24 protein-coding genes and 1 other RNA gene are annotated in these 26,755 nt (G+C 60.1%); 9 read left to right on the forward strand and 16 right to left on the reverse strand.

Translation table 11 applies throughout. From position 1 onward, the window contains the following. A partial coding sequence (locus tag ABHR75_RS05135) for an MFS transporter (protein ID WP_346963801.1) occupies positions 1 to 287 on the reverse strand: 287 nt, incomplete at its 3' end. A 141-nt stretch (positions 288 to 428) separates the two neighbouring features. Further along, complete coding sequence (locus ABHR75_RS05140) at positions 429 to 1,712, reverse strand: O-acetylhomoserine aminocarboxypropyltransferase/cysteine synthase family protein (protein ID WP_195620594.1); 1,284 nt, start codon at positions 1,710 to 1,712, stop codon at positions 429 to 431. Positions 1,713 to 1,870: 158 nt separating this feature from the next. Here ABHR75_RS05140 and ABHR75_RS05145 point away from each other — a divergent pair, with 158 nt between their 5' ends. Next, positions 1,871 to 2,389 carry a C-GCAxxG-C-C family protein gene (locus ABHR75_RS05145; RefSeq protein WP_195620590.1) on the forward strand — a complete coding sequence of 173 codons (519 nt, stop codon included), beginning with the start codon at positions 1,871 to 1,873 and terminating at the stop codon, positions 2,387 to 2,389. Between the two features lie 67 nt (positions 2,390 to 2,456). On the opposite strand, the gene ABHR75_RS05150 is transcribed toward ABHR75_RS05145, so the two are convergent. The 3 genes from ABHR75_RS05150 to rpsA form a co-directional block, all read right to left on the reverse strand. After that, positions 2,457 to 3,095 (reverse strand): YigZ family protein, encoded by a 639-nt coding sequence (locus ABHR75_RS05150; protein ID WP_192923900.1) that lies wholly within the window; start codon positions 3,093 to 3,095, stop codon positions 2,457 to 2,459. Between the two features lie 228 nt (positions 3,096 to 3,323). Further along, positions 3,324 to 3,685: RNase P RNA component class A (rnpB, locus tag ABHR75_RS05155), an RNA gene on the reverse strand. A 324-nt stretch (positions 3,686 to 4,009) separates the two neighbouring features. Next, on the reverse strand, positions 4,010 to 5,176 hold the full coding sequence (rpsA, locus tag ABHR75_RS05160) for a 30S ribosomal protein S1 (RefSeq protein WP_022095232.1): 1,167 nt from the start codon (positions 5,174 to 5,176) through the stop codon (positions 4,010 to 4,012). A gap of 315 nt (positions 5,177 to 5,491) precedes the next feature. Here rpsA and ABHR75_RS05165 point away from each other — a divergent pair, with 315 nt between their 5' ends. Beyond that, positions 5,492 to 6,250: an HAD family hydrolase gene (locus tag ABHR75_RS05165; RefSeq protein WP_138374463.1), complete on the forward strand. Its 759-nt coding sequence runs from the start codon at positions 5,492 to 5,494 to the stop codon at positions 6,248 to 6,250. A 189-nt stretch (positions 6,251 to 6,439) separates the two neighbouring features. Here the strand turns inward: ABHR75_RS05165 and ABHR75_RS05170 are convergent, their stop codons facing one another. Beyond that, a complete protein-coding gene (locus ABHR75_RS05170; RefSeq protein ID WP_138374464.1) occupies positions 6,440 to 7,759 on the reverse strand; it encodes an L-cysteine desulfidase family protein in 1,320 nt (439 codons plus the stop codon). A 271-nt stretch (positions 7,760 to 8,030) separates the two neighbouring features. Between ABHR75_RS05170 and rpiB the strand changes: the two genes are divergently transcribed. After that, entirely contained in the window at positions 8,031 to 8,498 is a 468-nt protein-coding gene (gene rpiB / locus ABHR75_RS05175; protein ID WP_117762860.1) for a ribose 5-phosphate isomerase B, read from the forward strand. 151 nt (positions 8,499 to 8,649) lie between these two features. Here rpiB and ndk read toward each other — a convergent pair whose 3' ends face one another. From ndk to ABHR75_RS05195, 4 genes are all read right to left on the reverse strand, one after another. Further along, on the reverse strand, positions 8,650 to 9,054 hold the full coding sequence (ndk, locus tag ABHR75_RS05180; RefSeq protein ID WP_035138006.1) for a nucleoside-diphosphate kinase: 405 nt from the start codon (positions 9,052 to 9,054) through the stop codon (positions 8,650 to 8,652). A gap of 385 nt (positions 9,055 to 9,439) precedes the next feature. Then, positions 9,440 to 10,870 carry an argininosuccinate lyase gene (gene argH / locus ABHR75_RS05185; protein ID WP_270225826.1) on the reverse strand — a complete coding sequence of 477 codons (1,431 nt, stop codon included), beginning with the start codon at positions 10,868 to 10,870 and terminating at the stop codon, positions 9,440 to 9,442. 118 nt (positions 10,871 to 10,988) lie between these two features. Beyond that, on the reverse strand, positions 10,989 to 11,159 hold the full coding sequence (locus ABHR75_RS05190; RefSeq protein WP_161144721.1) for a hypothetical protein: 171 nt from the start codon (positions 11,157 to 11,159) through the stop codon (positions 10,989 to 10,991). Between the two features lie 233 nt (positions 11,160 to 11,392). Beyond that, positions 11,393 to 12,619 (reverse strand): argininosuccinate synthase, encoded by a 1,227-nt coding sequence (locus tag ABHR75_RS05195; protein WP_035138001.1) that lies wholly within the window; start codon positions 12,617 to 12,619, stop codon positions 11,393 to 11,395. Positions 12,620 to 13,173: 554 nt separating this feature from the next. Between ABHR75_RS05195 and ABHR75_RS05200 the strand changes: the two genes are divergently transcribed. After that, on the forward strand, positions 13,174 to 14,001 hold the full coding sequence (locus ABHR75_RS05200; protein WP_117746767.1) for a Cof-type HAD-IIB family hydrolase: 828 nt from the start codon (positions 13,174 to 13,176) through the stop codon (positions 13,999 to 14,001). A 273-nt stretch (positions 14,002 to 14,274) separates the two neighbouring features. Here ABHR75_RS05200 and polA read toward each other — a convergent pair whose 3' ends face one another. Beyond that, positions 14,275 to 17,025, reverse strand: a complete 2,751-nt coding sequence (gene polA, locus ABHR75_RS05205; RefSeq protein ID WP_138112213.1) for a DNA polymerase I — start codon at positions 17,023 to 17,025, stop codon at positions 14,275 to 14,277. Positions 17,026 to 17,191: 166 nt separating this feature from the next. Here polA and ABHR75_RS05210 point away from each other — a divergent pair, with 166 nt between their 5' ends. After that, positions 17,192 to 18,589 (forward strand): aminopeptidase, encoded by a 1,398-nt coding sequence (locus tag ABHR75_RS05210; RefSeq protein ID WP_138112211.1) that lies wholly within the window; start codon positions 17,192 to 17,194, stop codon positions 18,587 to 18,589. Between the two features lie 124 nt (positions 18,590 to 18,713). Beyond that, positions 18,714 to 19,523, forward strand: coding sequence for a YaaA family protein (locus ABHR75_RS05215; protein ID WP_138112209.1), 810 nt, complete (start codon positions 18,714 to 18,716; stop codon positions 19,521 to 19,523). A 23-nt stretch (positions 19,524 to 19,546) separates the two neighbouring features. Here ABHR75_RS05215 and ABHR75_RS05220 read toward each other — a convergent pair whose 3' ends face one another. Further along, positions 19,547 to 20,062 (reverse strand): hypothetical protein, encoded by a 516-nt coding sequence (locus tag ABHR75_RS05220; protein ID WP_138112207.1) that lies wholly within the window; start codon positions 20,060 to 20,062, stop codon positions 19,547 to 19,549. Positions 20,063 to 20,233: 171 nt separating this feature from the next. Between ABHR75_RS05220 and thiC the strand changes: the two genes are divergently transcribed. Beyond that, positions 20,234 to 21,568, forward strand: a complete 1,335-nt coding sequence (gene thiC / locus ABHR75_RS05225; protein ID WP_006234165.1) for a phosphomethylpyrimidine synthase ThiC — start codon at positions 20,234 to 20,236, stop codon at positions 21,566 to 21,568. A 182-nt stretch (positions 21,569 to 21,750) separates the two neighbouring features. Beyond that, a complete protein-coding gene (gene thiD, locus ABHR75_RS05230; RefSeq protein WP_138112205.1) occupies positions 21,751 to 22,581 on the forward strand; it encodes a bifunctional hydroxymethylpyrimidine kinase/phosphomethylpyrimidine kinase in 831 nt (276 codons plus the stop codon). A 60-nt stretch (positions 22,582 to 22,641) separates the two neighbouring features. On the opposite strand, the gene ABHR75_RS05235 is transcribed toward thiD, so the two are convergent. From ABHR75_RS05235 to ABHR75_RS05250, 4 genes are all read right to left on the reverse strand, one after another. Further along, the gene (locus tag ABHR75_RS05235; RefSeq protein ID WP_138112203.1) at positions 22,642 to 23,301 is read right to left on the reverse strand and encodes an SGNH/GDSL hydrolase family protein; all 660 of its coding nucleotides are present in this window, start codon (positions 23,299 to 23,301) and stop codon (positions 22,642 to 22,644) included. Between the two features lie 78 nt (positions 23,302 to 23,379). After that, the gene (locus tag ABHR75_RS05240) at positions 23,380 to 24,501 is read right to left on the reverse strand and encodes a TIGR02452 family protein (RefSeq protein WP_346963802.1); all 1,122 of its coding nucleotides are present in this window, start codon (positions 24,499 to 24,501) and stop codon (positions 23,380 to 23,382) included. A gap of 141 nt (positions 24,502 to 24,642) precedes the next feature. Beyond that, positions 24,643 to 25,338 carry a Bax inhibitor-1 family protein gene (locus tag ABHR75_RS05245; protein ID WP_117757011.1) on the reverse strand — a complete coding sequence of 232 codons (696 nt, stop codon included), beginning with the start codon at positions 25,336 to 25,338 and terminating at the stop codon, positions 24,643 to 24,645. Between the two features lie 79 nt (positions 25,339 to 25,417). Continuing rightward, positions 25,418 to 25,756 carry a hypothetical protein gene (locus ABHR75_RS05250; protein ID WP_118377353.1) on the reverse strand — a complete coding sequence of 113 codons (339 nt, stop codon included), beginning with the start codon at positions 25,754 to 25,756 and terminating at the stop codon, positions 25,418 to 25,420. A 250-nt stretch (positions 25,757 to 26,006) separates the two neighbouring features. Between ABHR75_RS05250 and ABHR75_RS05255 the strand changes: the two genes are divergently transcribed. Next, positions 26,007 to 26,755, forward strand: a 749-nt coding sequence (locus tag ABHR75_RS05255; RefSeq protein ID WP_346963803.1) for an inorganic phosphate transporter, incomplete at its 3' end; no start/stop codon positions are given.

Consider the following 26,755-nt stretch of genomic DNA (forward strand, 5'->3'; position numbering starts at 1 on the left):
AGCTGGAACACATTCACCTTGCCGCGCACGTCACCCAGACGGCCAAACGGCAACATAGCCACGCATGTCGCAAGCAGGTACACCGAGCTCACCAGCTGAATGCGATCGAGGCCCACGCCCAGCTCCTTTTGCATCACGGGCAGCGCCACGGTCACGACGGTCGAATCCAAACACACCATAAAGGTCATGACGAGCACGGTGAACAGAATCGCCCATTTATTCTTACCGTGGGTGTCGCCCTCTAGGGCAATGTGTTCGCGGCGCAGCTGCTCGGCAGTTTTCTCCATGTATATCCTTTCTATCGTGCAACGCAAAAACGGGACCCCAATCGCCTACAAACGGACACGATCGGGGTCCCGCCTACGGAATCGGAACTATGAGGACGTCGTCAGCCGAAAAGCCGTCCCACGCCTCGCACGCACGCTAGCCTAGCACTGCTCGAGTGCCTGCTCAAGGTCGGCAATCAAATCGGCCGTATCCTCAAGGCCGCACGACAGGCGCACCATATCGGCGGAGATGCCGCAGGCGATGAGCTCCTCGTCGTTCATCTGGCGATGGGTGGCGTTTGCCGGGTGCAGGCAGCAGGTGCGGGCATCGGCCACGTGCGTGGCAATCTGGGCGAGCTTAAGACTCTTCATAAAGGTCTCGGCCGCCGCACGACCACCGGTAAAGCCAAAGCTCACGACGCCGCAGGTACCGTTGGGCATGTACTTCTGAGCCATGTCGTAGTACTTGTCGCCCTCTAGGCCCGGATAGCTCACGAAGCGCACTTTGGGGTGGCCCTGCAGGAACTTGGCGACCGCCAGACCGTTCTCGCAATGGCGCGGCATACGCACGTGCAGGCTCTCGAGCGAGCTGTTCAGGAAGAACGCCGCCTGCGGGTTCTGCATGGGGCCGAGGTCGCGCATGAGCTGCGCGGTAGCCTTGGTAATAAAGGCGCCCTCGCGGCCGAACTTCTCGGCATAGGTCACGCCGTGGTAGCTCTCGTCGGGCGTGGTGAGACCCGGGAACTTGTCCGCATGGGCCATCCAGTCAAACTGACCGTGATCAACGATCACGCCGCCCAGGTAGGCCGCGTGACCATCCATGTACTTGGTGGTGGAATGCGTGACGATGTCGGCGCCCCACTCAAAGGGACGGCACATCACGGGCGTCGGGAAGGTGTTGTCGACCATCAGCGGCACGCCGTGGTCGTGCGCGGCCTTGGCAAAGCGCTCAATATCGAGCACGGCAAGCGCGGGGTTAGCGATGGTCTCGCCAAAGACGAGCTTGGTGTTGGGCTGGAAAGCGGCCTCCAGCTCCTCATCGGTGCAGTCGGGTGCGACGAACGTGCAGGTCAGGCCCATGCGGCCCATAGTGTGAGCCAGCAGGTTGTAGGTGCCGCCGTAGATGGCAGAGCACGCAACCACGTGATCACCGGCACCGGCGACGTTAAAGATGGCGAGGAAGTTCGCAGCCATGCCCGAGCTCGTGAGCATCGCGGCGGTGCCGCCCTCCATCTCGCAGATCTTGGCAGCAACCAGATCGCACGTGGGGTTCTGCAGGCGGCTGTAGAAGTAACCGGACTCCTCCAGGTCAAACAGCTTGCCCATATGCTCGGACGTATCATACTTCCACGTGGTGGACTGGTAGATAGGCACCTGGCGCGGCTCCGCGTCACCCGGGCGGTAGCCGCCCTGAACACATGTGGTACCGATAGTCTGCTCGCTCATATCTTGCTCCCTTGCCTGGGTTTTAGTTTTATTCGGTTCACGATACCGCTACCCTGCACCCCTCTCAACCCATCCCAAAGGTAGGTTATGGGACTAATTAATCAAGGGTTTTATCTCAAGCCTTGGGCATTTGCTCGATAGATAAAAATGAGGCATACATGAAGCTCTCGATGATTACATGCACCGTCACGGGTACCATAGGCGAGTACACCGTAACCAAGGAGACAACGATGAAGCAAATCGATACGGCCCAGCTCGACATCAACGCCTGTCAGGCTCAGGCTGCCGAATACCACGCCCGCGGCTTTAACTGCGCCCAAGCCGTCGCCTGCACCCTCGCGCCTGCCGTCGGACTCGACCCCCAGATCGCCTTTACCCTCACCGAGGGCTTTGGTGCCGGCATGGGCGGCATGACCGAAACCTGCGGCGCCATCTCGGGCGCCGTGGCCATCATGGGCTTCGTGATGAGCGACGGCATGGAAAACCCCAAGACCAAGGGCCAGACCTACAAGCTGTCGCGCGAAATCGCCAAGCGTTTTGGCGAGAAGAACACGACGACCGTCTGCGGCACGCTCAAGGGCATCGGATCGGACAAGGGTCCGCTTCGCAGCTGCCCCGGCTGCATCGACGATGCCGTCGAAATCGCCTGTGATGTACTAAAGCAGCTCGCCGAGTAAACGGCAGCACAGAAAAACGACGGCCGGCGCGCTTGGGATCCATCCAAAAGCACGCCGGCCGTCGCCGTTAGAACTCGGCAAATACGGGAGCACCGACCTCGATCTCCTCGCGCCCCGCCATAAGCTCGCGCATCCTGGCGCAAAAAGACTCCTGCTCCCCCGCCTTAAACACCAAGTGAAGTGTCACGGCATCCGCGTAATCGGTATCCGAAACCTTGGCACCCGAATCCTGCGCCAAGCGAAGCACCTGCTCGTACTGCGGATAGGCCACATGCACGTCAACAGGCACGACGCTCGTCATCTCGACGATCTGCCCGGCCTCCCGAGCCGCGGCCACCGCCGCTTGCGTCGCCGCGGTATAGGCGCGTACCAAGCCACCAGGCCCCAACAGCGTGCCACCAAAATAGCGCGTCACTACGCAGCAAACATTTTTGAGCCCCGCGCCGCGCAACACCTCGAGCGTCGGCATACCGCTCGTGCGGCTCGGCTCACCGTCATCGCTTTGACGCTCGCGTCCATCGACCAAAATCCACGCGGGAACATTGTGTCGAGCGTCGTAATGACGTTTGCGAACGGTCTCGATAAAGGCATTCGCCTCATCCTCGGACTCAATATGGACCAGCTGGGCAATAAACCGGCTCTTGCGGTCCACAAATTCGCCCGAAACCTCAATATTCGATTGCAGAGTAAAATAGCTGTCCAACAAAGCCCCTCAACAAAATAAAGCGCAGCAACAAACAGCCTCAATAATACGGCAAAGACAGCACCGTTGACCTCGCCAACAAGAACGGAAACGCCAATGATACCGTCACCAACAGCGAGAACCCGTCAGCGCGAGCAATGTGCCTTGAAAGACAAGGGCATTGACCTTATGGTCATGCCCGAAGGCTTGAAAGGCAGATTGCCGCGCTGACGGGTTCGCAGCGTCAACAAAGTGCTGAGTGGGCCGATAAGCCGGGTTCTGTCGTGAACGGTCATTTATCTTGTCTGCACGTTACCGTGCAGTTCCACGCACGCTACCCGAACGCGGACCGGGCCGGCCCATAGCGTTCCTATTCGCGCTTGCTCCGGATGGGGCTTGCCAAGCCGCCGTGTTACCACGACGCTGGTGGTCTCTTACACCACCGTTTCAGCTTTTCCCTTTACGCCTTGCGGCGCAGGTGGGAGTCTTCTTTTCTGCGGCGCTTTCCGTCGGATCACTCCGCCCGGCCGTTAGCCGGCATCCCGCCCTCTGGAGCCCGGACTTTCCTCACGCGTGCTGCAAGCAGCACATCGCGCGACCGTCTGGCCCACTCAGCAGTGCAAGAGTGTAACACACCGTTGCCGCAGGCAATGGCACAACGCAAACGCTCGACACGATAAACCAAGAACCGCCATGCGCTACAATGGTCCTGTCGATGGGCAACGTCGTCAGTCGAGACGCGACCGCGCTCCACACCCCTCCGTCTACTCGGTGTGTTCCCGCCTCCTCCCCGAGGCGGGATGTCGGCATTTTTCATGCACTGACAACCCAATAGCCTGTGGACAGCCCGGGCAGCATCGCGCATCTCGGCACCAAATGCAAAAAGGGACCCGTCCATTGCGGACGGATCCCTTAAAACAAGTGATCGTCAAACCGATTTACTCGGCGTCGGTCTCCTCGTCCTTCTTCTCGGAAGGCAGCGGGGTAACCTCGATCTCGACGCCCAGAGTCTCAGCAGCGGACTTCATGGACAGGGAGATACGACGACGGTCGAGGTCGATCTCCATGACCTTGACCTGAACCTTGTCGCCCACGTGGGTGACCTGAGAAGGCTGATCGACGTGCTTGTTGGCCATCTCGGAGATGTGCACCAGGCCCTCGATGCCCTCGCCCAGATCGACGAAAGCGCCGAACGGGACAAGCTTGGTCACAGTGCCCTCGACGATAGCGCCGACGGGGTACTTCTTGACCAGTGCGCGCCACGGATCCTCGGTGGTCTGCTTGAGACCCAGGGAGATGCGCTCGCGGTTGAGATCGACGTCGAGAACCTCGACCTCGACCTCCTGGCCGACCTTGACAACCTCGGAAGGATGGTTGACGTGGTTCCAGGAGAGCTCGGAAATGTGGATGAGGCCGTCGATACCACCGAGGTCGACGAAGGCGCCGAAGTCGACGATGGAGGAAACGGTGCCCTGGAGACGCATGCCAGACTTGAGCTTGGACAGGATCTCGGAGCGCTCGGCCTTACGGGACTCCTCGAGCACGACGCGACGGGAGAGGACGACGTTGTTGCGGTTGCGGTCCATCTCGATGACGCGGGCCTCGATGCGGGTGCCCATGTAGGAGGTGAGGTCCTTGACGCGACGGAGGTCGACGAGGGAGGCGGGCAGGAAGCCACGCAGGCCGATGTCGAGGATCAGGCCGCCCTTGACAACCTCGATAACCTCGCCCTCGACGTTCTCGCCGGAGTTGAACTTCTCCTCGATGCGGTTCCAAGCACGCTCGTACTCGGCACGCTTCTTGGACAGGACCAGACGACCGTCCTTGTCCTCCTTCTGGAGTACCAGAGCCTCGATGGGATCACCGAGTGCAACGATGTCTGCAGGGTTAGCGTCCTTGCGGATGGACAGCTCGCGGACCGGGATAACGCCCTCGGACTTGAATCCGATGTCAACGAGCACCTCGTCATGCTCGATCTTAACGACAGTGCCGTTAACGAGATCGCCCTCATCAAAGTCGGTAATCGTACCGTCGATGAGGTTGTTCATCTCCTCCTCGTTGACATCGTCAAGAGAGAAAATGGACGAGTTCTGAATCTCACTCAAAGGTGGACCCCTTTCGAACTACGGGGCCCCGATTGCTAGGACCTACAGAAGGGTGCGACAAGCACACAACGTTTAGGAACACTCGGGAGCCGACAGATACTAATGTGACGCTTATGCAATCACGTTCGTATAGGTTACGGGGAAATGAGTTCGATTTCAAGCGTGAACTGCGATTTTTTACTCGTGTGGAGACTTTTTCGTAATCTTATGAACACACGTCTCCGCAACTTGACGATAACCAGCCAGGCATTCGGCTTTGGGGTAAAGTATCCGGAGCCAACGATTCTAGATCGATTTTTCGAGAAAGGTGCCCGCGTGCTCAAAGCAGTCGTTTTCGATATGGACGAAACGCTTCTCAGCATCAACCTCAACGCGTTCATCCTTCGCTATTTTAAGGATGTCTCTTCGATGCTCGCGGATATCGGGCGCCGCAGCCGCGGTGGCACGATGGCGCGCCTCGGCACCATCCTGGTCGACCTCAACGCCAATCGCCGCAGCGGCACGGACAACCGCACCAATCTTGAGTTTTACCAAGAAGAGGTCGAGCGCCGATGCGGGATCTGCCTCTCCGATCCCCTCATCTACGAGGCGTTTACCTACTATGACCGCGAAGTTCTTCCGTACAAGAACGACGATATCATTAACGCCCACGCCATGCCGGGCGCACACGCCGCGCTCCAGGCCGTACAGGACGCAGGGCTGCGCTGCGCGCTCTTTACCAACCCCAGCTTTCCCCAGGGGGCCATCGAGTGCCGCATGGGTTGGGGCGACCTGGCCGACGCCCCCTTTGAACTCGTGACGCACATGGGAAACGCCACCCGCTGCAAGCCCGATGCCACCTACTATCTAGAGCAGCTTCAGGTGATGGGGCTCGAGCCACACGAGGTCCTTATGGTGGGCAACGATCCCAAGCGCGACTTCCCCAGTCCCGCCTGCGGCATTCAAACTGCCTATGTTGGCCAGGGAAAACCCGGCCGAGCCACCTGGCGCGGAACCATGGAAGACTTCGCCCGCGACTTTAACGCCGTAATCGAAGCCTTCTACGAACACCAAGTAGCCGACGAACTGTCGTAGGACCCCTCGCTCCAAACCAAATATCGCCGCAGGTTGAGCACAAGTCAGCGAAAATGCCCCTAAGCGAGCAATGTGCCTTGAAAGAGGAGGGCATAGGCCTTCTGGCCATGCCCGACGATTGAAAGGCAGATTGCCGCTTAGGGGCATTTGCAGCGTCGACTGGTTACGCGGTTTGGTAAAACCGCGTAACTAGCACACCTGGGTTTTGCCGATCATGATGTTGAGGATCTCGATGTCGGTGTCCTTCATGCCCACGCGGCCTACGTAGCCCATACTGGCGATTGTTTGCTCAACGGTATCTTGGATCAGGCCCTCGCCGGCGCGGAAGCCGCGACCCTGCATGGCCATATCATGGCCCAGAATCGCCGCATCGACGGCAGCCGAGATCTTGGCGGCACAGCTCGCCTTGGCGCCGTCGCACACGATGCCGCCCACGTTACCGAGCGTGTTCGAGACGGTCGCGCCAATCTGTTCGCGCGTGCCACCGCACAGCCAGGTAATCGCAGCGCCGGCGCCGCACGCAGCGCAAATAGCACCGCAAAACGCCGAAAGCGCACCAATATAGCTCTTGATATGCACGGCGATAAGATCGGACAGCATCACGGCGCGCACCAGGCGCTCGTGGTCGCAACGCAGGTACTCGGCATACTCCATGACGGGCAATGCGCAGGTAATGCCCTGATTGCCCGAGCCGCACACAATGGCGACCGGCAGCGCGCAACCGTTCATGCGGGCGTCGGACCCGGCGGCCGCACGGGCACGGGCGCGGCAGGCGACGTCATCGGCACGAGCACCCAGCAGCGTACGGCCCACCTCGGCGCCCCAAGCGTGCGCGAGACCCTCGGCACTGATCGCGCCATTCAGCTCAATCTGACGCTCAACGGCAGCGCGGGCGTCCTCAATGTCACCGTCCTCGATAAAGTCGATGATGGTCTCGATCGACATGGGCGTGTCGGCGTTATCTGCCGCACGCTCGGCCACCACGCGCTCGGCGCAGGCGGCGCACTCCCCCGCCGACTTACCGCATACCGGAATACCGTCGAGCGTATGGCACGTGACATTAGTGTGGTGATCGGTAATCTCGACGACCGCGGTATGGCCCCCGGCCGTCGCAGTCACCTTGATGTAGAGGTTGGGCACACCCTCGACAAGCGACACATCGCAGTAGTCCGCATCGGCAAGCAGCTCGGCCACGCGGGCGCGGTCCGCGTCATCGACGCTCTCGAGCACCTCGAGCGCGCTCTTGGCGTCGCCGCCCACGGCACCCAGCACGGCCGCGGCCTCAATACCGTGCATACCGCCCGAGTTGGGCACGGTCACGCTCTTGACGTTCTTGATGATGTTGCCCGAGCAGGCAACATCCATATGATCGGGTTCGCAACCGAGCGTCTGGCTCGCCAGCGCCGCTGCATAAGCAACGGCAATGGGCTCGGTGCAGCCGAGTGCACAAACAAGTTCGCGGTTCAAAACATCGCAAAACGCGGCATCACGAAGGGAATCGGCAGGCATAGGTATCTCCTACTTGTATAACGGGCTGGGCTCTCAATAATAATTAGCTCTTTTATTTGATAACAATGCATCAAAAACCGCAACCCAGGTTCCGGTAGACGGCATTCAGGCGCAAACTGACGGCATTCATTCATGAGAAACCGGTCTTGTTGCATGCTAAAGCGTTTGACCAAAAAACGCCCAAGCGTTTACACAAAAGTCGCGCTATCATGCAGTCGAACGCGGTAAAACCTTTAGCAATCTCGCCGCACAGACCAGAGAGGAACTATCCATGAAGATCGGTATCGGTAACGACCACGCCGCCGTCGAGCTCAAGAACATCATCTCCGAGCACCTGAAGGAGCGCGGCTGCGAGGTCGTGAACTTTGGCACCGACACCTCCGAGAGCTTTGACTACCCCATCGCCGGCTACAAGGTGGGTAAGGCCGTTGCCAACGGCGACGTCGATCTAGGCATCCTGATCTGTGGCACCGGCGTCGGTATCAGCCTGGCTGCCAACAAGGTCGAGGGCGTACGCGCCGTCGTGTGCTCCGAGCCCTTCAGCGCCAAGCTCTCCCGCATGCACAACAATACCAACGTGCTCGCTTTTGGCGCCCGCGTCGTGGGCTCCGAGCTCGCCAAGATGATCGTCGACGAGTGGCTCGACGCCGAGTTTGAGGGCGGTCGTCACGAGCGTCGCGTTAACCTCCTCAACGAGATCGATCACACGCGCGCCCTTAAGATCGTCGACGAAGCCTAAACTATTCAGTGCCACAAGCTAACAGCAGGGGCCCGCTCGGAACACATGTCCGAGCGGGCCCCTGCATAGATTTTGGAATAAAAGGGCGCCGCGGATGGAGTTCCGCGGCGCCCAAGCCACACGCTAACAGCTTTAAGGAGTCAAAGCTGGTTTAGCCAAAGAAGCGCTTGATCTCAATCTCGGCGTTCTCCAGGCAGTCGGAGCCGTGGATCACGTTGGCGTTGACATCGACGGCAAAGTCGCCGCGGATGGTACCAGGAGCAGCCTCAAGCGGGTTGGTAGCGCCCATGAGGGTGCGCATCTTAGCAACAGCGGAGAGACCGGAAACGACCATCTTGACGACCGGACCGCTCGTCATAAAGTCGCAGAGACCGCCAAAGAAGGGCTTGTCGGCCAGATGGGCGTAGTGCTCCTCGACGGTAGCGCGCTCGAGCGTGGTCATCTCCATGCGCTCGATGACAAGGCCGCTGCGCTCAATGCGAGCAACGATCTCGCCGATCTTGCGGTCGCGCACGGCGTCGGGCTTAATCATGATGAAGGTCTTCTCGATAGCCATAAAAGTAGCCTTTCAAGTAGGTTCGCGCGTGCCCAAGTCCCATTCCGGCACCCGCCTGGACTGCATCGTAACAGAGTTTTAGCTGCAGTTAAACAAAAAGCTGTTTATTGAAACGTTGCAATTTATTAAAGCGCTCCATATGTGTCACTTCTGTTTCGAAGCCCGATTAGAGTACCATCCGACCGCCCATCAACCGCGCCGAACAGAGCAGGCGGTCGGTTGCCGCCCGCGAACGTATCCCCTTCACAACCTGCCCAAAGGTCCTACAGAAGTTCTCGACAAGCCCCTCCCCCATAGCAACAAAATACGGGCTCCCACATCAGCAGGCGCCCGTAAAGCGAAAACGATTTATCAATACATGGCCAAAACGGCTTCAGCCAAACCTCTACTTTGCCCCGTGACCCATCTCGACGACCTTGGTCAGCGATCCAAACACGCCCTCGTCAGCCACGAGCTGTGCCTCGGCACGCTGCAACTGCACGGCAACGGCAGCAGGAGCGGTGCCGCCCTCGGTCGTGCGCGCGGCGACAATCGACGGGATATCGAGCGCCTCGGTAATGTCGCGCTCAAAGAGCGGGCTTGCCTCCTGGAACACCTCAAACGGCAGGTCCTCAAGATTGCAGCCGCGCTTCTCGCACATCAGGACCAGATGGCCCACCACGGCATGTGCCTCGCGGAACGGCAGGCCACGCTTGGCCAGGTAATCGGCAACATCGGTGGCGGCAAGGTGCCCCACGCCGCACTCGCGCGCCATGGCATCCTCGTTGACGGTCCAAGTCGAAATCATTCCAGCCATAACGGACAGGCACTGCATGAGCGTATGGGCGGTATCGAGCGCGCCCTCCTTGTCCTCCTGCAAGTCCTTGTTATAAGCAAGCGGCAGGCCCTTCATGGTTACCAGCAGCTGCACCAGGTTGCCGTACACGCGACCGCTCTTGCCGCGGATAAGCTCGGCAAAGTCGGGGTTCTTCTTCTGCGGCATGATGGACGAGCCAGTGGAGTACGAGTCGGAAAGCGTGATAAAGCCAAATTCGGAGCTCGACCACAGTACGATCTCCTCGGAAAGACGCGACAGGTGCATCGCCATGACGGATCCGGCGTAATGCAGATCGAGCAGAAAATCACGGTCGGAAACGGCATCGAGCGAGTTGGGGATCACGCCCGCAAAGCCAAGTTCGGCAGCCGTCATCTGGCGATCGAGCGGATAGCTCGTACCGGCAAGCGCAGCGGCACCCAGCGGGCAGTTGTCGGCAGCATCAAAGGCGGCCTTCAAACGCGTAAAGTCGCGCGCGAACATCCAGGAATACGCCAGCAGGTGATGCGACAGCAGCACGGGCTGAGCATGTTGCATGTGCGTGTAGCCCGGCAGAATCACCTTGTCGTACTTCTTGGCCGCATCCACCAGCACATGGCGCAGCTCAAGATTGGCCTCCATGAGCTCCTTGGCCAGCGCCTTGACGCCCAGGCGCGTATCGGTCGCCACCTGGTCGTTGCGCGAACGCCCAGTATGCAAGCGCTTGCCAGCCTCGCCGATGCGACGCGTCAGCTCGCTCTCGATGGACATATGAATGTCCTCATCGTTGATGTCGAAGGTAAAGTTGCCGGCATCGATATCCTGTTCGATTCCGGTCAGGCCCTTGGCAATCGCCTGCTCGTCCTCGGCACTGATGATGCCCTGGGCGGCCAACATCTTGGCATGCGCCTTAGAGCCGGCGATATCCTGCTTATAGAGATGTTTGTCGACCGGCAGCGACGCGCCAAACTCCTGCGTGACCTCGGCCACGCCCGCCTCAAAACGACCGCCCCAAAGAGCCATGGAACCGTCTCCTTTCTCCAAATACCAAAACAAGCGTCCAAAGCAATGTGCCCTGTCGCTAAAGCGATTTATCAACCGCTAGTTTTACACACTCCCTGCCGCGCGCGGGGCCATGTGGCTAATTTGCAAAGAAGTGACGCACCATGCACTTGGCGCCCAACGTCTCCCTCCGGATGTTGCCCTGCGAACCATCGATCCAGGCCTTCAGGCTCATAGGAACGTCCTCGACCCTTACAGCATCGAACTCGGGCGCGAGGGCAAGCAAAGCATGCGCGATAGCATTGAACATAATGGATACTCCTCATATATATAGGCACAGAGCCGCCAAATTGATAGAAGGAGCCCCGCCGGACAACCCCGACGGGGCTCGGACTCAGCCGCAGACGCGGCATCATATATGCGGGCGGAACGTAGGGGCCACCGATGTTAAGAAGTGTCAGCAAGCATAACGAAAGGTAGGGACCCCGTGCGCCCGTTATGTATCACGCGGATGGGCCGCGCGGATACCAAGGGAAGGAGGCGCTAGGCCTGGGCAGCAGCAGAGCTGGGGCCCTGGACCTTTGCCCACGTCTTGAGCGACAGCGTATCGATCTCGATAAAGCCGGCGCTGGCCTTCTCGTCAAACGTGGTGTCGCGGTCGTAGGTAGCCAGGCCGTAGTCGTAGAGGCTGAAGGGACTCTTGCGGCCGACGACATGGCAGTTGCCCTTAAAGAACTTCAGACGGACAGTGCCGGTCACGAACTTCTGGGTATCGGCCATAAAGGCGTCGAGCGCGTTCTTGAGCGGGCTGTACCACTGGCCGTTGTACACGGCGGTGGCCCAATCCTGCTCGAGCTTGATCTTGGTCTTGAGCAGGTCGCCCTCGACGCAGATGTCCTCGAGCGCCTTGTGGGCGGTGATGAGCGTCAGGGCGCCGGGAACCTCATAGCACTCGCGGCTCTTGAGGCCCACCAGACGATCCTCGACCAGGTCAAGACGGCCAAAGCCGTTGTCGCCCGAAATCTTGTTGAGGGCGATGACGATCTCGGAGAGCTTCATCTTCTTGCCGTCGACGGCGACAGGCTTGCCGGCCTCAAACTCGATCTCGGTATAGGTCGGGGTGTCAGGCGTGTCCTCGGGGTTCTTGGTCATAACCCAAGCGTCATCGAGCGGCTCATTCCAAGGGTCCTCCAGGTGACCGCACTCGATGGCGCGACCCCACAGGTTGTCGTCGATGGAGTAGGGGTTGTCGTTGGCACCCTCGGGAACCGGCACGTTGTGGGCGTGGGCATAGGCGACCTCGTCGGGACGGCACTTCAGGTCCCACTCGCGAACCGGGGCGATAACCTTGAGCTCGGGGTCGAGGGCCTTGACGGCGGCCTCAAAACGGACCTGATCGTTACCTTTGCCAGTGCAGCCGTGGGCGACGTAGGTCGCGCCAAACTCGTGGGCGACCTCAACAAGCTTCTTGGCAAGCAGCGGGCGAGACAGGGCGGAGAGCAGCGGATACTTATTCTCGTACATGGAGTTTGCGGCGATGGCTTTGGTCAGGAACTCATCGGAGAACTCGTCGCGCAGGTCGAGCACCTGGCAATCGAGAACGCCCAGGTCGAGCGCCTTCTGCTTCTTGGCATCCAGTCCGGTCTCTTCCTGGCCCACGTTGCCGCAGACGCAAACGACATCGAGATTCTTCTCGTCCTGGAGCCACTTGACACATACGGATGTATCAAGACCACCGGAATATGCGAGAACGACTTTTTCCTTGCTCATGGCTGTTTCCTTTCGCCCTTGGTAGCTAGTTAGAACATCGGTCAGTTGCAAGTCATTTCAAGGTCATATACCGTGCAATATCAGGTTAAATAGCAAAAATCAGCACATACATGCCCTAGAAACATGCAGCAATGTCGTGCTAAAACCCAACGACCTCAAAATGACTCTGTTGAGGCAATTCGCCCCATGCGGACAGAGACGATTGTTATCGTCGTCGGGAAATTGCGCGCTGGCGTCGGATGGCATTGTCTGCAGTGGTGATGATCTTTACGAACTGCATCTGCCTCTCCTTTCACGTATCGCCGGGCGCAATTCAAATATCGTAAACGGTACCTTTTACTCGGTAAGCGGTTGTTTTTCCGTCTCCGTTTTCGATGGTCGCTATATTACGCTAAAGTGCCCGCAGCACAAGCGACAAATTCAAATTTCTGAAAAGTTTTTTCATTACTTTGTGAAGCGTGGTGCAAATACGCACCATTCCTGCGAAAATACGCTCGACTACTAGTTGATGGTTATAACGTCTGAAACAATCTCGAAACGAAAGGCGCATTTTTATGCAAACTTACGAATCGGACGCCAACATCGGCAACATTAAGATTCTCGCCGTCGATATGGACAAGACGCTGCTGACCGACGAGCGTGTGCTGCCCCAGGGTCTTGATGAGCGCCTGGACAAGCTCGCCGACGCCGGCATCGTATTCTGCCCCGCCAGCGGACGTCCCGCCCCCAAGCTCGAGGAGATGTTCGAGGGCATCAAGAACCGCCTCGCCTTTTGTCCCGACAACGGAGCTTGCGTGATCTATCGCGGCAGCTATATCTATAAAAGCAATATTGACGTGGAGCTGTATCAGCAGGTCTTGAACCGTGCCTCGGAGGATCCTCGCGCTGTCCCCGTCCTGTGCTGCTTCGACGAGTTCTACGTGCTTGCCCGCGACCATCAATACCACGACGAGATCAGCGTCTACTACAACACAATCAACTACGTCGACAGCTTTGAGGGCATTGATTTCGAGTCCAACAAGATTTCGGTCTTCTTCCCCGGCTACGACGCCGAGCCCGCTTTCCGCGAGACCTATAGCCCCGAGTTCTCGGACAAGCTCTACGTCACCAACGCCGGGCGCGAGTGGATCGACTTTATGAACCTGGGTGTCGACAAGGGCGCCGGCGTCGCGCACCTGTGCGAGCACCTGGGCATCGATATTGCCGACGCCGCCGCCGTGGGCGATACGTACAACGACATCCCCATGCTGGAGCGCGTCGGTCACAGCTTTATCGTGGACAATGCCGAAGAGCACATGAACGCGCACGCCAAGTGGCGCATTCCGAGCAACAACGACGGGGGCGTACTGACGCTCATCGACGCCATCTTGGCGGCTCGTTAATCTATCCCGTCGCCATGCCCGGGGCCGACCGCTTGATTTTTGCTCGGTCAAGTCCTGGGCTCGCACGAAGAGCACATTTAGTGCTCTTCGGCTCGTGCGGAATCTACAAAAATCAAGCGGTCGGCCCCGGGCATGGCCATGTTGACTTTACTTGCCGCCAAGATGGCCTCTTGAGTGTCTAGATACTTGGCTGAATTTATTTGAACAGAGGGGAGCCCCTTTTTGGAAGGGGCTCCCCTCTGTTTTGGTTACTTTGGGGTTGTGGGCACTTCCCTATTTGGCGTCGGCCCAGGTTATGCCGGTGCTGGCTTCGGCGATGAGGGGTACGCGGAGGTCTACTACGTGTTCCATGACGTCGCGGACCATGGTGGTTAGGCGCTCGACTTCGTCGATGGGGCACTCAAAGTCCAGTTCGTCGTGCACTTGCAGGATCATGTGGGCGGCAAAGCCTTCCTCTTCCAGGCGGCGGCTTACGCGGGCCATGGCGATCTTGATGATGTCGGCGGCGGTTCCCTGCATGGGGTGGTTCATGGCCGTGCGCTCGCCAAAGCCGCGGAGTTGCGGGTTTTTGGCCTTGAGCTCCGGAATATGACGCCGGCGGCCATACATGGTCTCGGCGTAGCCCGTCTGCTTGGCGCGCGCCACTACGTTGTCGAGGAACGTACGCACGCCCGGGTAGGCCTCGTAGTAGCGGTCGATCATGTCGCGTGCCTCGGCCATCGAGATATGCAGCGACTGCGACAGGCCGTAGGCCTGCTGGCCATACACGATGCCAAAGTTCACGGCCTTGGCGCGACTGCGCAGGTCGGGCGTTACCTCGGACACCGGCACACCGAACACGCGCGCCGCCGTCTCGGCATGGAAGTCCTCGCCCTCGTTAAAGGCGCGCACCAAGTGCTCGTCACCTGAGAGATGCGCCAGCAGACGCAGCTCGATCTGCGAGTAGTCCACCGCCAAAAAGACGCTTCCCTCGCCTGCCGAAAACGCCGTCTTGACGGTACGACCCAGCTCCGAGCGCGTCGGGATGTTCTGCAGGTTCGGGTCGCTCGAGGACAGACGCCCCGTTGCCGTGATGGTCTGGTTGTACGTAGTGTGTACGCGACCGTCACCACGGCGTAGCGGGCCCAGCGTGTCCAGATAGGTGGACTTGATCTTAGATTTCTCACGCCAGTCCAAGATCAGACGCACGATTTCGTGGTCACGCGCAAGGTCGCTCAGCACCTTGGCGTTGGTCGAATAATAGCCGCGCTTAGTCTTCTTGAGGCCCTTGGTCGGAAGCCCCATCACATCAAAGAGCACGTGCGACAGCTGCATGGGACTGCCAATATTAAAGGTCTCGTCACCCGCCAGGTCGCGAATACTGCGCTCAACCTCGGTAATCTGGGTCGCCAGACCCTCGGACAGACTGTGCAGACGGTCGGGGTCCACGAGCATGCCCGCGCGCTCCATCTTGGCAAGTACCGGAACGAGCGGCATCTCGATGCCATCGAACACGTTGGCGGCATTCTCACGGGCCATGCACTCGCGCAACGGTGCCACGAGCGCCAGCGTCAGAGCCGCAGTACGGGCGGCAGGCGCCGGAGCGTCCTCACCGGCACCCTCTGCGCCGCGCGCCGCAGGCAGCGCCATCTGCAGATACGTATCGGCAAGATATGCCTCATCGAACTCGGAGCGATCGGAATCCAGCAGATAGGCAGCGACCACGGTATCGAAGATACGCGTGGAATCGGTAGCGAGCGGATCCATGAGCTCGGGCTCAGAAGAATCGACGGGCGAAAGCTCGTGCAACAGCGCCTTCATATCCGGGCTCGCCACGCGACCCTCCATAAACAGACGCGCGAGCACGCCGGCAATCACGCCGTGAACGAAGTTGAAGCCCTCAACCTCAGCCGCCGCACAGCTGTCGCCCTCCTCGAGCGCGAACAGGCCCTTGGACGTCGCCAACCACAGCGTGCGCGTCAGTCCAAAGAGCGCGCCCTCTTCCTTGTCGTCGTCCACCACGGCGGCGACCCACTCGCCGGCATCAATCGCGCGGGAGACCTCAGCCGCAACGGCACCAAGCGCGTCGGCATCGCCGGCGGCTGCGCGAACCATAGCAGGTATCTCAACCACACTGGAGGCAGCAGCAGCCCCGCCCTCGCCGCCGACCAGCGCCAAGAAACGGTTCTGCATGGCGGTGATACCAAGTGTGCCCAGCGCCGCGGACACTTCGTCGGCAGAAAACGCCGGGAAGGACGTTTCGTCAAAGTCGAGCTCGACGGGCGCATCGGTGCGAATGGTTGCGACCTTGCGGCTCAGCAGCGCATCGTCGATGTGCGCACGCAGGTTCTCGCCCATCTTGCCCTTGACCTCGTCGGCATGCGCGATGACCTCGTCCAAGCTGCCGTACTGTGCGATGAGCGCGCTCGCCTTTTTGGGGCCGATGCCCGGTACGCCGGGAATGTTGTCCGACGTATCGCCCTTTAGACCGTAAAAATCGGGCACGAGCGCCGGCGTAATGCCGTGATACAGGTCGTCCACGCTCTCGGGCGTCATGATCGCCACGTCGGACAGGCCCTTGCGGGTCGAGACCACGTTGACGTGCTCGGTCACGAGTTGATACATGTCGCGGTCGCCGGTCACCAGCAGCATGTCGCAGCCGGCCTCTTCACCCAGGCGCGCCATGGTTCCCAGGATATCGTCGCCTTCCCAGCCCTCGGACTGCAGAATCGGCACGTTGAGCGCGGTGAGCAGCTCCTTGATCATCGGAAACTGCGCATGCAGATCGGGGTCCATGGGCGGGCGTTGCGCCTTATACTGCGGCAGCATCTCCATGCGCACGCGCGGTTTGCCCTTGTCAAACGCCACGACCACACCGTCGGGGTTAAAGGCATCGATCATCTTGAGAAACATGTTCAGAAAGCCGAAGATCGCGTTGGTGGGGCGGCCGTCCGGCGCATTCATGGTGGGCGGCACGGCGTGGAAGGCGCGGTGCATGAGCGAGTTGCCGTCGATAACGGCAAAGGTGCGGCGCTTGTCAGACATATTGAATACCTCGCTTTGGGCTGGGCACGGTTTGCTCACACCAGTTTACACGCTCCCCGCCCCGCGGCCACCGCACATCAGGCTTCCCTGCCGCCGCGGGCCCGCGCGTGATACGATGGCTCACGGTACATCAACCAGCACGATCGATCCGAAAGGAGCCTGCGTCATGGAGCGTCCCTGCGCATGGAAAAAGTACACGCCACAGCAAGTCGAGGAGCTCGAGGAGCTTTGCCGCGGCTATAAGCAGTTTTTGAGCGAGAACAAGACCGAGCGCCTGTGCGTCAAGACCGGCATCAAGATGGCCGAGGAGGCGGGATACGTCGACCTGGAGACCGTGATCGCCGAGGGCCGCGAGCTCAAGGCAGGCGACAAGGTGTACGCCGCCAACCACGGCAAGGACCTTATGCTCGTCAACCTGGGCACCGCCCCGCTCGAGCAGGGCTTTAACATCCTGGGCGCCCACGTGGACTCGCCGCGCCTGGACCTTAAGCAGAATCCCGCCTTCGAGGCCGGCGACATGGCCTACCTCGACACGCACTACTACGGCGGCGTCAAGAGCTACCACTGGGTAGCCTCCCCGCTCGCACTCGTGGGCGTCATCTGCAAAAAGGACGGTACCACCGTCGACATCAATATCGGCGACAAGGCGGACGACCCGGTCTTTACCATCTCCGACCTGCTGATCCACCTCTCGAGCGAGCAGATGTCCAAGCCTGCCAAGGACGCCGTCGATGCCGAGATCCTCGACGTGATCGTGGGCGGTCGTCCCGTCAAGTTCGATGGGGACGACAAGGACGCCCCCAAGGAGCCCGTCAAGCAGATGTTCCTGGACATCCTCAAGGAGCAGTACGACGTCGAGGAGGAGGACTTCCTCTCCGCCGAGATCGAGGTCGTGCCCGCCGGCCCCGCCCGCGACATGGGCCTCGACCGCTCCATGATTTTGGGCTATGGCCACGACGATCGCGTCTGCGCCTACCCCTCCATGCTCGCCCAGATCGACGTCGCCAACGTGGAGCGCACGAGCATCACGCTCATCGTCGACAAGGAGGAGATCGGCTCCGTGGGTGCCACCGGTATGACGAGCCGCTTCTTCGAGAACACCGTCGCCGAGATCATGACGCTCGCCGGCGAGGATAGCCCGCTGGCCCTGCGCCGCGCACTCGCCCGCAGCCGCATGCTCTCCTCCGACGTGTCCGCCGGCTTCGACCCGGGCTATGCCGGCAAGTTCGAGACCAAGAACGCGGCCTTTATGGGTCGCGGCCTGTGCTTTAACAAGTACACGGGCAGCCGCGGCAAGGGCGGCTCCAACGACGCCGATGCCGAGTACGTGGCCCTCGTCCGCGACATCATGGACGAGGCCGGCGTGGACTTCCAGACCTGTGAGCTCGGTCGCGTCAACGCGGGCGGCGGCGGCACCATTGCCTACATCATGGCCAAGTATGGCATGAACGTCATCGACTCCGGCGTTGCCGTCCTGTCCATGCACGCCCTGTGGGAGGTCGCCAACAAGGCCGATATCTACGAGGCCTATCGCGGGTACAAAGCCTTCCTCGAGCGCGCCTAACCAACCCTTGTAAGGCGCACCAAACCAGCCCTTTATAACTTGCGGTGGAATACGGACTAACCTGGCCTTCAACCGGCTCGCGCAGACCGTATTCCGCCGCGACTTTTTTGGCAGAGGAGAGTTCATGCTCCAGGTCATCGTTTCACCCGCCAAGCAAATGCGCGCGGCACAAGATGCTTTTGAAGTTCAGGGGATTCCGCCCTTTGCGCGCGAGACCGCTCAGCTGCACCATGCGCTCTTGGACATCGAACGAACCGAAGGCGACAGCGGCCTACAAGCTCTGTGGAACGTCAGCGACAAGCTGCTGGCCCCTTGTCTCGACATTTTGCATGAGTTCGAGCCCATCTTGGGGAACGGCGATCTCGACAATCCCGCACTCGCCCGTCACCTCTCCCCCGCCATCATGTCCTATCACGGCATTCAGTACCAGAGCATGGCACCCGAGGTGATGGATTCAGTGCAGCTCGCATGGCTGCAAGACCATCTGTGGATCCTCTCCGGCCTCTACGGGTGCGTTCGTCCCTTCCATGCCGTCGAACCGTATCGACTGGAGATGGGCGCGAAGCTCGCCGTTGACGATGCCCAAGACCTCTACGCGTTTTGGAGCGACAAGCTCGCGCGGGCTATCGCCCCGGCAGGCTCAAACACCACGATCGTCAACCTCGCCAGCGTAGAGTATGCCAAAGCCGTTCTGCCCCACCTCGCGGACGACGCCACGGCCGTCACATGCCTCTTTGGCGAGGGCATCCGCAACGGGAAGCCCATCCAACGGTCGACCGCCAGCAAAAAGGCGCGCGGCTCCATGGTGCGGTGGATGGCAGAAAACAAGCTCGAGGATGCAAGCGAACTCACCGCATTCAACATCGGCTATCGGCACATCCCCGAGCTTTCAGACAAAAACACCCTGGTTTTCATGAACGCGCAGGCACAATAGGCCCGCCGTTTCCAAACACCCCATTACTCCGCCAAGCCATCGGCCTTTGCAATCTCGCTCGTCGAGCCATCTTGGTAGGTAATCTTAACGTGCTCCACCTCGGATACCGCAGCGCCCGCCGGGGGCTCCAAGCGCCATTCCGTCAGCGCAATGTCCATGGTCGTGGGCACGTCCCCTTGATCTTTGAGCTTCACCGTCAGCGTTTTGAGCGTCGCATCAAACGTCACGCGTTCGATTTCTTCGCCCGGAATAGACCCGCCGCTCAGCTGCAGCTGCACAAACTCGTCGCGCGGATACCAATAGTCGCCCGGTGCGGCAACCGTGTTGCCACCAGAAACTTTCATGGTCATAATCGGCAGGCCCTCGTCGGCTTCAAACCCCCAGGTAGCGCCGCCAGGACCGCCGAACGTCCAAATACAAAAGGCAATCACCAGCACGGCAAGCACCGCAAAACCAATCGCAACCAACCCATGGTGCGCACGGCTTTCCTCGGCCGATACATCCCATTGCGTCTCTCGATATAGATGCTTGTCTTCCATGTACGCCTCCCCACAGGCACGCTCGTTAGGCCAATCGTACCCATTCGAGCTATACTTGAGCCCATTACATAAACGGGGAGCTTGCAGGACAAGACGGCAGGCTGAGATTGGGCGCGCCCGCCCTGACCCGCAAACCTGATATGGGTAATGCCAACGAAGGGAGCCGTGCCAATGAGCACACAGACCGAGCCCAAGCTCGTCACGCAAATCGACTTCGCCCGCGCCGGGCAGATCACACCGCAGATGAAGGAGGTCGCCGAGCGCGAGCATCGCGACCCCGAGTACATCCGCGAGCGCGTGGCCGACGGCCGCATCGCCATTCCCGCCAACATCGTGCACATCAAAAAGGGCATGCGCGCCTTTGGCGTCGGCGAGGGCCTTTCCACCAAGGTCAACGTCAACCTGGGCATCTCGGGCGACAAGGCCGATGCCGCCGAGGAATGGAAGAAGGTCAAGATCGCCGAGGACTTTGGCGCCGACGCCATCATGGACCTCTCCAACTCGGGCAAGACGCGCCAGTTCCGCCAGCAGCTCATCGACGAGACACCGCTCATGGTAGGCACCGTCCCCATGTACGACGCCATCGGCTACATGGAAAAGCCGCTGGTCAAGCTCACCAAGGACGACCTGTTCGAAGTCGTGCGCGCGCATGCCGAGGACGGCGTGGACTTTATGACCATCCACTGCGGCATAAACAAGTCGGTCACCAAGACCTTTAAGGAGACCGGCCGCCTGATGAACATCGTGAGCCGTGGCGGCTCACTGCTGTTTGGCTGGATGGAGGTCACCGGTAACGAGAACCCATTCTATGAGTTCTACGACGAGTTGCTCGAGATTTGCCACGAGTACGACGTGACGATTTCGCTCGGCGACTCCTGCCGCCCGGGCTGCCTCTACGACTCCAACGACGCCACCGAGACCGCTGAGATGATCGAGCTGGGCAAGCTGTGCAAGCGCGCTTGGGCCGCCGGCGTCCAGGTCATGGTCGAGGGCCCGGGTCACATGGCGCTCGACGAGATCGCCGCCAACATGAAACTGCAGAAGCGCCTGTGCCACAATGCCCCGTTCTATGTGCTCGGGCCGCTGGTGACCGATATCGGCGTGGGCTACGACCACATCACCGCTGCCATCGGCGGCGCTATCTCCGCCAGTTCCGGCGCCGACTTCCTGTGCTACGTGACGCCGGCCGAGCACCTATGCCTGCCTAACGCCCAGGATGTGCTCGACGGCCTCATGGCCACCAAGATCGCCGCACACGCCGCCGACATCGCCAAAAAGGTGCCGCACGCCCGCGACATGGACGACAAGATGGGCCAGGCACGCCGCAAGCTTGACTGGGACGCCATGTGGGAGTGCGCGCTCGACCCGGTTACGGGCAAGAAGCGCTACGAGGAGTCCCCCGCCGCCACCGAGGGCACTTGCACCATGTGTGGCAAGATGTGCGCCGTCCGCACCGTCAACAAGATCTTCGAGGGCACCACGATCGACCTCGGCATGGAGGACTAACCCTGTCGCCGCGGCCGCCTCTGGCGGCGAGCTGGTGCCTGTCAATTGTTGACGTGTGAACATTTGCTTGCATTTGCGTAAAGATTGCATCGCCCGCCCGGGTTCGACATAGAGTCGGCCCGGGCATCTTTATAATGCTGGCTTAAAGACCCATTTGATTCCGACCGAACAAGGGAGCGAACATGGATCGTAGTAAGGTACCTACCGTCCTGTCCATCGCGGGATCCGATTCCAGCGGTGGCGCCGGCATTCAGGCCGACATCAAGACCATCACGGCGCACCGCCTGTATGCCGAGACGGCCATCACCGCCATCACAGCGCAAAACACACTGGGCGTCACCGCCGTGCAGGATATCTCACCAGATATCGTAGCCGCGCAAATTGACGCCGTTTTTGACGATATCCGCCCCAGCGCCGTCAAGATCGGCATGGTTTCTTCTGTCGAGATTATCGATGTTATCGCCGACCGCCTGAGCGCCTGGAACGCGACAAACGTGGTAGTCGACCCCGTCATGGTAGCCACCTCGGGCGCACGGCTGATTGCCGAAGATGCCGCCGAGGCGCTCACCCGCCGCCTGTTCCCGCTAGCGACGGTTATCACGCCCAATATTCCCGAGGCCATGGCGTTGCTCGATTATGAGGTCGATTCCGAGCGCACTCAGCAAAATGCCGCCATGCTTCTCACCCGCCGCTTTGGCTGCGCGTCTCTCGTTAAGGGCGGGCATTTTGTCAACGAGGCCAACGATGTGCTAGCAGAGCCCGCGCCGCTCGATGACGAGGGCAACCACCTGGGCGATCCGCTCACCACGTGGTTCCGCCACAAGCGCATCGAGACCGGCAACACGCATGGCACCGGTTGCACGCTCTCGTCCGCCATCGCCTGCGCGCTGGCCCAGGGCATGGATCTTGCCGACGCCGTCAACGCAGGCAAGGCATACCTGACAGGCGCTCTGGCCGCCGGCCTGAACATGGGCAAAGGTTCCGGCCCCGTCAACCACATGTGGCAGTATTAAGATTCGCAGTCCAAGCCACCGCAAAGGCGCCCGCCCCCTTTGTGGTGGCTTGGGGTCGCGCTACTCACCGAGCATCTCTTGGAGCTTGGCTGCCACGGCATGTCCCAAGCTCTCGTGGCTTTCGGGCATCATATGCAGATAGTCGATATCGCCCGGCTCGGCAAACTCCGCTGCATTCAAAAAGTCGCAGCCAAACTGCTCAGCCACATGCGCGTAGTACTCACCAAAATGTTCCGAGGCTTCTACGGAATGCTCGTCAAAATCGGTCATATATACGTCGGCGATCTGCGGCTTAATCTTGATAGGCGCCATCAGCAGAATGCGCGGACAAGGCGCAGCGTCGGTCCACGGAAACGCGCGGACGGCGCGAATCAGCGCCATGGCGCCACGGGCGATATCGGAAGCTGTCACGTTAAAGACCGTCTTACAGTCGTTGGTGCCCAGCATGATCACAATGGCGTCCAGCGGCTTATGGGCCTCGAGCAGCATCGGAAGTGCGCGGATGCCGTTAAGATTGGTGTCCAGATGGCACATGTCGTCGCGTACCGTCGTGCGGCCGTTGAGGCCTTCTTCAATTACATGCCAGCCCTCGCCTAAGTCACGTTGGGCCACGCCGCACCAGCGCGCATCCTGCGCATAGCGCACCGCGGTGCCGTCGCGCATGCCCGCCGGATCGTAACCATAGGTGTTGCTGTCGCCAAAGCATAGAACGTTTTTCATCGTAAGCCCCTCGCTCAGTAAAAAGCCGACGGAAGCAGCCTCTCCCGCCGGCTCGACCTATCTGTCAGCACGTACCGATTACAGGTACTTGCGCCAATCGTCCTCGTCCTCATCATCCTCGGTAGCAGCCTGGGTCTGCTCGGCGGCGCGAGCTGCCGCAGCGCGAGCGGCAACCTGGGCATAGGACTCCTCGTTGCGCTCGGGGAAGTTTGCCAGCACGTGCTCGAACTTGGCAAAATCCTCATCCCAGCGCGTAGAAGGCACGGCAAAGAAGACTTGCTTGACCTTAAAGTCGCCCGACGCGAGCTCCTTGCGGAAGAGCTCGGCCACGGCCTCTGCGTCAAAGCCGTTGTTGTCGCAGCCCCAAGCGCCCAGCACGAGCTTCTCGCGACCTAGCTCGTCGCAGATGGCAAGCACAAAGCGAATGCGGTCGCGCAGGGCGTCCAGCAGAGCATCGTCGCTCACGCGATACTCCTGGCGGGCGCGCTTAACGTTGGGCGCGGCGGCCACGATCACGTCGGCGTATGCATGCACGTGGTTGCGGTCGAAGCGCACCGCAGGCACCACCAGCGCACGGTTGCGGTAAAGCTCGCAGTTGATGTTGCGGCGACGGTTCTCGCCGTACCATTTGCGCTGCTTATCGAGAACGTTGTACAGATACGAATCGGCGCACAGCGTGGCCTCCTGGCCCAGATAGCCCTGGATGTAGCCACCGCCCGGGTTGGTGAACGAGGCAAAGGCGAGCACGGCCATGTCGCAGAACTGCGCATAGCCACGACCGTTGTCCAGGATGGCCTGCGTGGCGGAGGCATCGAGCACGGTGACCTCAGGCAGAACCGGAGCGGGCTCCTCAGCAGGCGCGGACTCAGCTTCGGCGATTTCCTCGGCAGGCTCAGGCGCTGCCTCGGTCTCGGGCGCCGTCTCGGTCTCGGCAGCCTCCGCGCCCTCGACGTCCTCGGCAATCTGTTCCTCGGCAGTGTCGGCCGCTTGGGCCTCAGCCTTCATCGCCGCGACAAAACCGGCAGGCATACCATCGAACTCGCGCACGCCGGCAAGCGAACGCTCGATGTCCTTGGCGCAGGCCTCGGACACAGCCACCACATGGCGCTCGGCGGCCTTGGCACGCGCCTCGCGCTTGGGATTGGGCTGACCCGCTCGGTTAGACCTGCGGTTACGGTTCCTGTTGTCGACATCTGCCATTCGTGGCCACCTTTCCTGTCGCTGCCGCTATCGGCTTTTTCCCATCCATCATACCCCGCCGCGCACAAAAAAGACGGCCCCGAAGGACCGCCTTTCGCATCGTTTTACCGTGTCCGGCAGGAAGCGTCGCAATGCCGCGCTTTAATCGCGACGACCAAGGATATTCAGGATGCGCAGGAACACGTTGATGATGTCCACGAACAGGTTGGATGCCATGAGCACGGCGTTGGGCAGCGTAGGCGGCACCGTCGTGGCCACATAGGTGTCATAGCCAATAAAGCCGGCGAACACCACGATCACGATCAGGTCGGTGATGGACTGCGAGACGCCCATGAACATCAGCACGATCTCGACCAGAATCGTGGCAAGTAGGATGCCAAAACCAATGCCGTACACACGCTGGAAGAACTTGGGGAAGGTCACGCCCAGCGCACCAAAGACAAAGGTGATGGCGGCCGTGGCGATAAAGGCGGTGTTAATGGTAGGCAGGTCGTAGTTGGCAAGGCCAAACGACGCCGTCAGGCCAAAGGTGCTCGCAAAGACCACGTAGCCCACGAGCGACAGGCCCACGGACTGTTTGCTGGCAGCAGCCGACATCATGACCATGCCGACGATGGTCAAAATAAATGAGCCAAAGACCAGCGGCAAAGCGGCGCCGCTCATCATCATGCGCGCAAACGACATGGTGCTCGTAAAGTAGGCACCGGCGCCCATGGCGCAAAAGCCCAAAAAGATCAGGGCAGACATGACAAGGTTGTACGCGCGCGGCGACATCTCCTTGGCACGGCTTGCGCCGGTTTCTATGGGGCCGTTCTGATAGCCCTGGATATCGTTCATACTTCGTCCTTTCAAAAAGCGCCGCGACGGCGCCGTAGCTGACAAGTTTCCTGCCATTGTACCCGAACGCCACGCGTTCTTACCTGCGACGCTCGCTCTCAAGCGTCCGGTCGAACGCCCACACCCACCAACGCATCAGATGAGTCTGCGAGCCATCCGGTCGCTCGCGTGCCTGTTCTTCCAGATACAGTTCGGTCGCATGTCCGCCAAAACGAACCTTATAAGTCGCCGTACGAATGCCGTGGACCGTCAGGCCAAAACCGGTGGACGAGACAATCTCGTCAATCGTAAAGCAACGACCATCGACCCAGCAGACGGTAACCGGCACGACCTGTCCGCCCGCGAGGATGCGAGCCACGACGTCCACATACTGCTTGTGCACGCGTCGAGTTTTGCCGTCTGTCTGTCGATATTCCATGCCTCCTATTATCGAACGCATGTTTGCGTATTGTAAAGCGAACAGACTGTGGTTTTGGGGTGTTGGGGCGCGCGCACGTGTCCTCATGGCGTGTTAGCAAAAAGAACACCCGCGGTCAACAGGGCTAATATTCAAATTTAGTGCCAAAAAGTTCACTTCTCCCATCAGAACTCGGTAAAGAAACCCGCAGGAGGTGATACGATTTATCATGTTTTTGTAACGTGTCTGCAAACTTCGAGAAAGCCCATATATGGACGTAACGTTCTCAACCTTCCTCGGCCAAATTGTGTCGAACCCAGTCCTTGCCGTCACCGTGATCCTCGCGTTGGGCGCCATCTTCGTCAATGGATGGACCGACGCGCCCAACGCCATCGCGACCTGCGTCACTACGCGCTGCATGCCCGCCCGCGCCGCCATTCTCATGAGCGCCGCGTTCAACTTTTTGGGCGTGCTCATCATGACGCATTTTAATGCCAGCGTCGCCAACACCATCTCGCATATCGTCGACTTTGGCGGAAACAGCACCATGGCGCTCGCCTGCCTATGCGCGGCGCTGTTCTCCATCGTCGTCTACGGTGCCACGGCATCGCGTTTTGGTATCCCCACCTCGCAGAGCCACAGCCTCATCGCCGGCCTGACCGGCGCTGCTATCGCCCTCGGTGGCGCCAGCAGCGTCAACGTCCACGAGTGGATGAAGGTCATCTACGGCCTGGCGCTCTCCATCGGACTGGGCTTTGTCATGGGCTGGGTCCTGTGCAAGCTCGTCTCGATTCTTTTCGCCGCCGCCAACAGGCGACGCGCCAACGTCTTCTTTAAATACGCTCAGATCGCGAGCGCTGCGGCCATGAGCTTTATGCACGGCGCGCAGGATGGACAGAAGTTCATCGGCGTGCTCTTTTTAGGTGTCGCCTTTGCCAGCGGGCAGACGAGCGTCGGCGACGCCGGCATCCCCATCTGGATCATGCTGCTGTGCTCGGCAACCATGGGCATCGGCACCAG

The organism is Collinsella aerofaciens, from assembly GCF_039752955.1.
In the GTDB taxonomy this organism is placed as follows: domain Bacteria; phylum Actinomycetota; class Coriobacteriia; order Coriobacteriales; family Coriobacteriaceae; genus Collinsella; species Collinsella aerofaciens_BI.

Bases quoted from the DNA above. Each gene is read 5' to 3' on its own strand.
- ABHR75_RS05200 (WP_117746767.1), top strand. From the start codon at position 13,174: ATGCAAACTTACGAATCGGACGCCAACATCGGCAACATTAAGATTCTC.
- thiC (WP_006234165.1), top strand. From the start codon at position 20,234: ATGAGCACACAGACCGAGCCCAAGCTCGTCACGCAAATCGACTTCGCC.
- ABHR75_RS05220 (WP_138112207.1), bottom strand. From the start codon at position 20,062: ATGGAAGACAAGCATCTATATCGAGAGACGCAATGGGATGTATCGGCC.
- ABHR75_RS05170 (WP_138374464.1), bottom strand. From the start codon at position 7,759: ATGCCTGCCGATTCCCTTCGTGATGCCGCGTTTTGCGATGTTTTGAAC.
- polA (WP_138112213.1), bottom strand. From the start codon at position 17,025: ATGTCTGACAAGCGCCGCACCTTTGCCGTTATCGACGGCAACTCGCTC.
- ABHR75_RS05145 (WP_195620590.1), top strand. From the start codon at position 1,871: ATGAAGCTCTCGATGATTACATGCACCGTCACGGGTACCATAGGCGAG.
- ABHR75_RS05250 (WP_118377353.1), bottom strand. From the start codon at position 25,756: ATGGAATATCGACAGACAGACGGCAAAACTCGACGCGTGCACAAGCAG.
- ABHR75_RS05210 (WP_138112211.1), top strand. From the start codon at position 17,192: ATGGAGCGTCCCTGCGCATGGAAAAAGTACACGCCACAGCAAGTCGAG.
- ABHR75_RS05190 (WP_161144721.1), bottom strand. From the start codon at position 11,159: ATGTTCAATGCTATCGCGCATGCTTTGCTTGCCCTCGCGCCCGAGTTC.
- ABHR75_RS05215 (WP_138112209.1), top strand. From the start codon at position 18,714: ATGCTCCAGGTCATCGTTTCACCCGCCAAGCAAATGCGCGCGGCACAA.
- ABHR75_RS05235 (WP_138112203.1), bottom strand. From the start codon at position 23,301: ATGAAAAACGTTCTATGCTTTGGCGACAGCAACACCTATGGTTACGAT.
- ABHR75_RS05245 (WP_117757011.1), bottom strand. From the start codon at position 25,338: ATGAACGATATCCAGGGCTATCAGAACGGCCCCATAGAAACCGGCGCA.
- ABHR75_RS05195 (WP_035138001.1), bottom strand. From the start codon at position 12,619: ATGAGCAAGGAAAAAGTCGTTCTCGCATATTCCGGTGGTCTTGATACA.
- rpiB (WP_117762860.1), top strand. From the start codon at position 8,031: ATGAAGATCGGTATCGGTAACGACCACGCCGCCGTCGAGCTCAAGAAC.
- ndk (WP_035138006.1), bottom strand. From the start codon at position 9,054: ATGGCTATCGAGAAGACCTTCATCATGATTAAGCCCGACGCCGTGCGC.
- argH (WP_270225826.1), bottom strand. From the start codon at position 10,870: ATGGCTCTTTGGGGCGGTCGTTTTGAGGCGGGCGTGGCCGAGGTCACG.
- ABHR75_RS05240 (WP_346963802.1), bottom strand. From the start codon at position 24,501: ATGGCAGATGTCGACAACAGGAACCGTAACCGCAGGTCTAACCGAGCG.
- ABHR75_RS05140 (WP_195620594.1), bottom strand. From the start codon at position 1,712: ATGAGCGAGCAGACTATCGGTACCACATGTGTTCAGGGCGGCTACCGC.
- thiD (WP_138112205.1), top strand. From the start codon at position 21,751: ATGGATCGTAGTAAGGTACCTACCGTCCTGTCCATCGCGGGATCCGAT.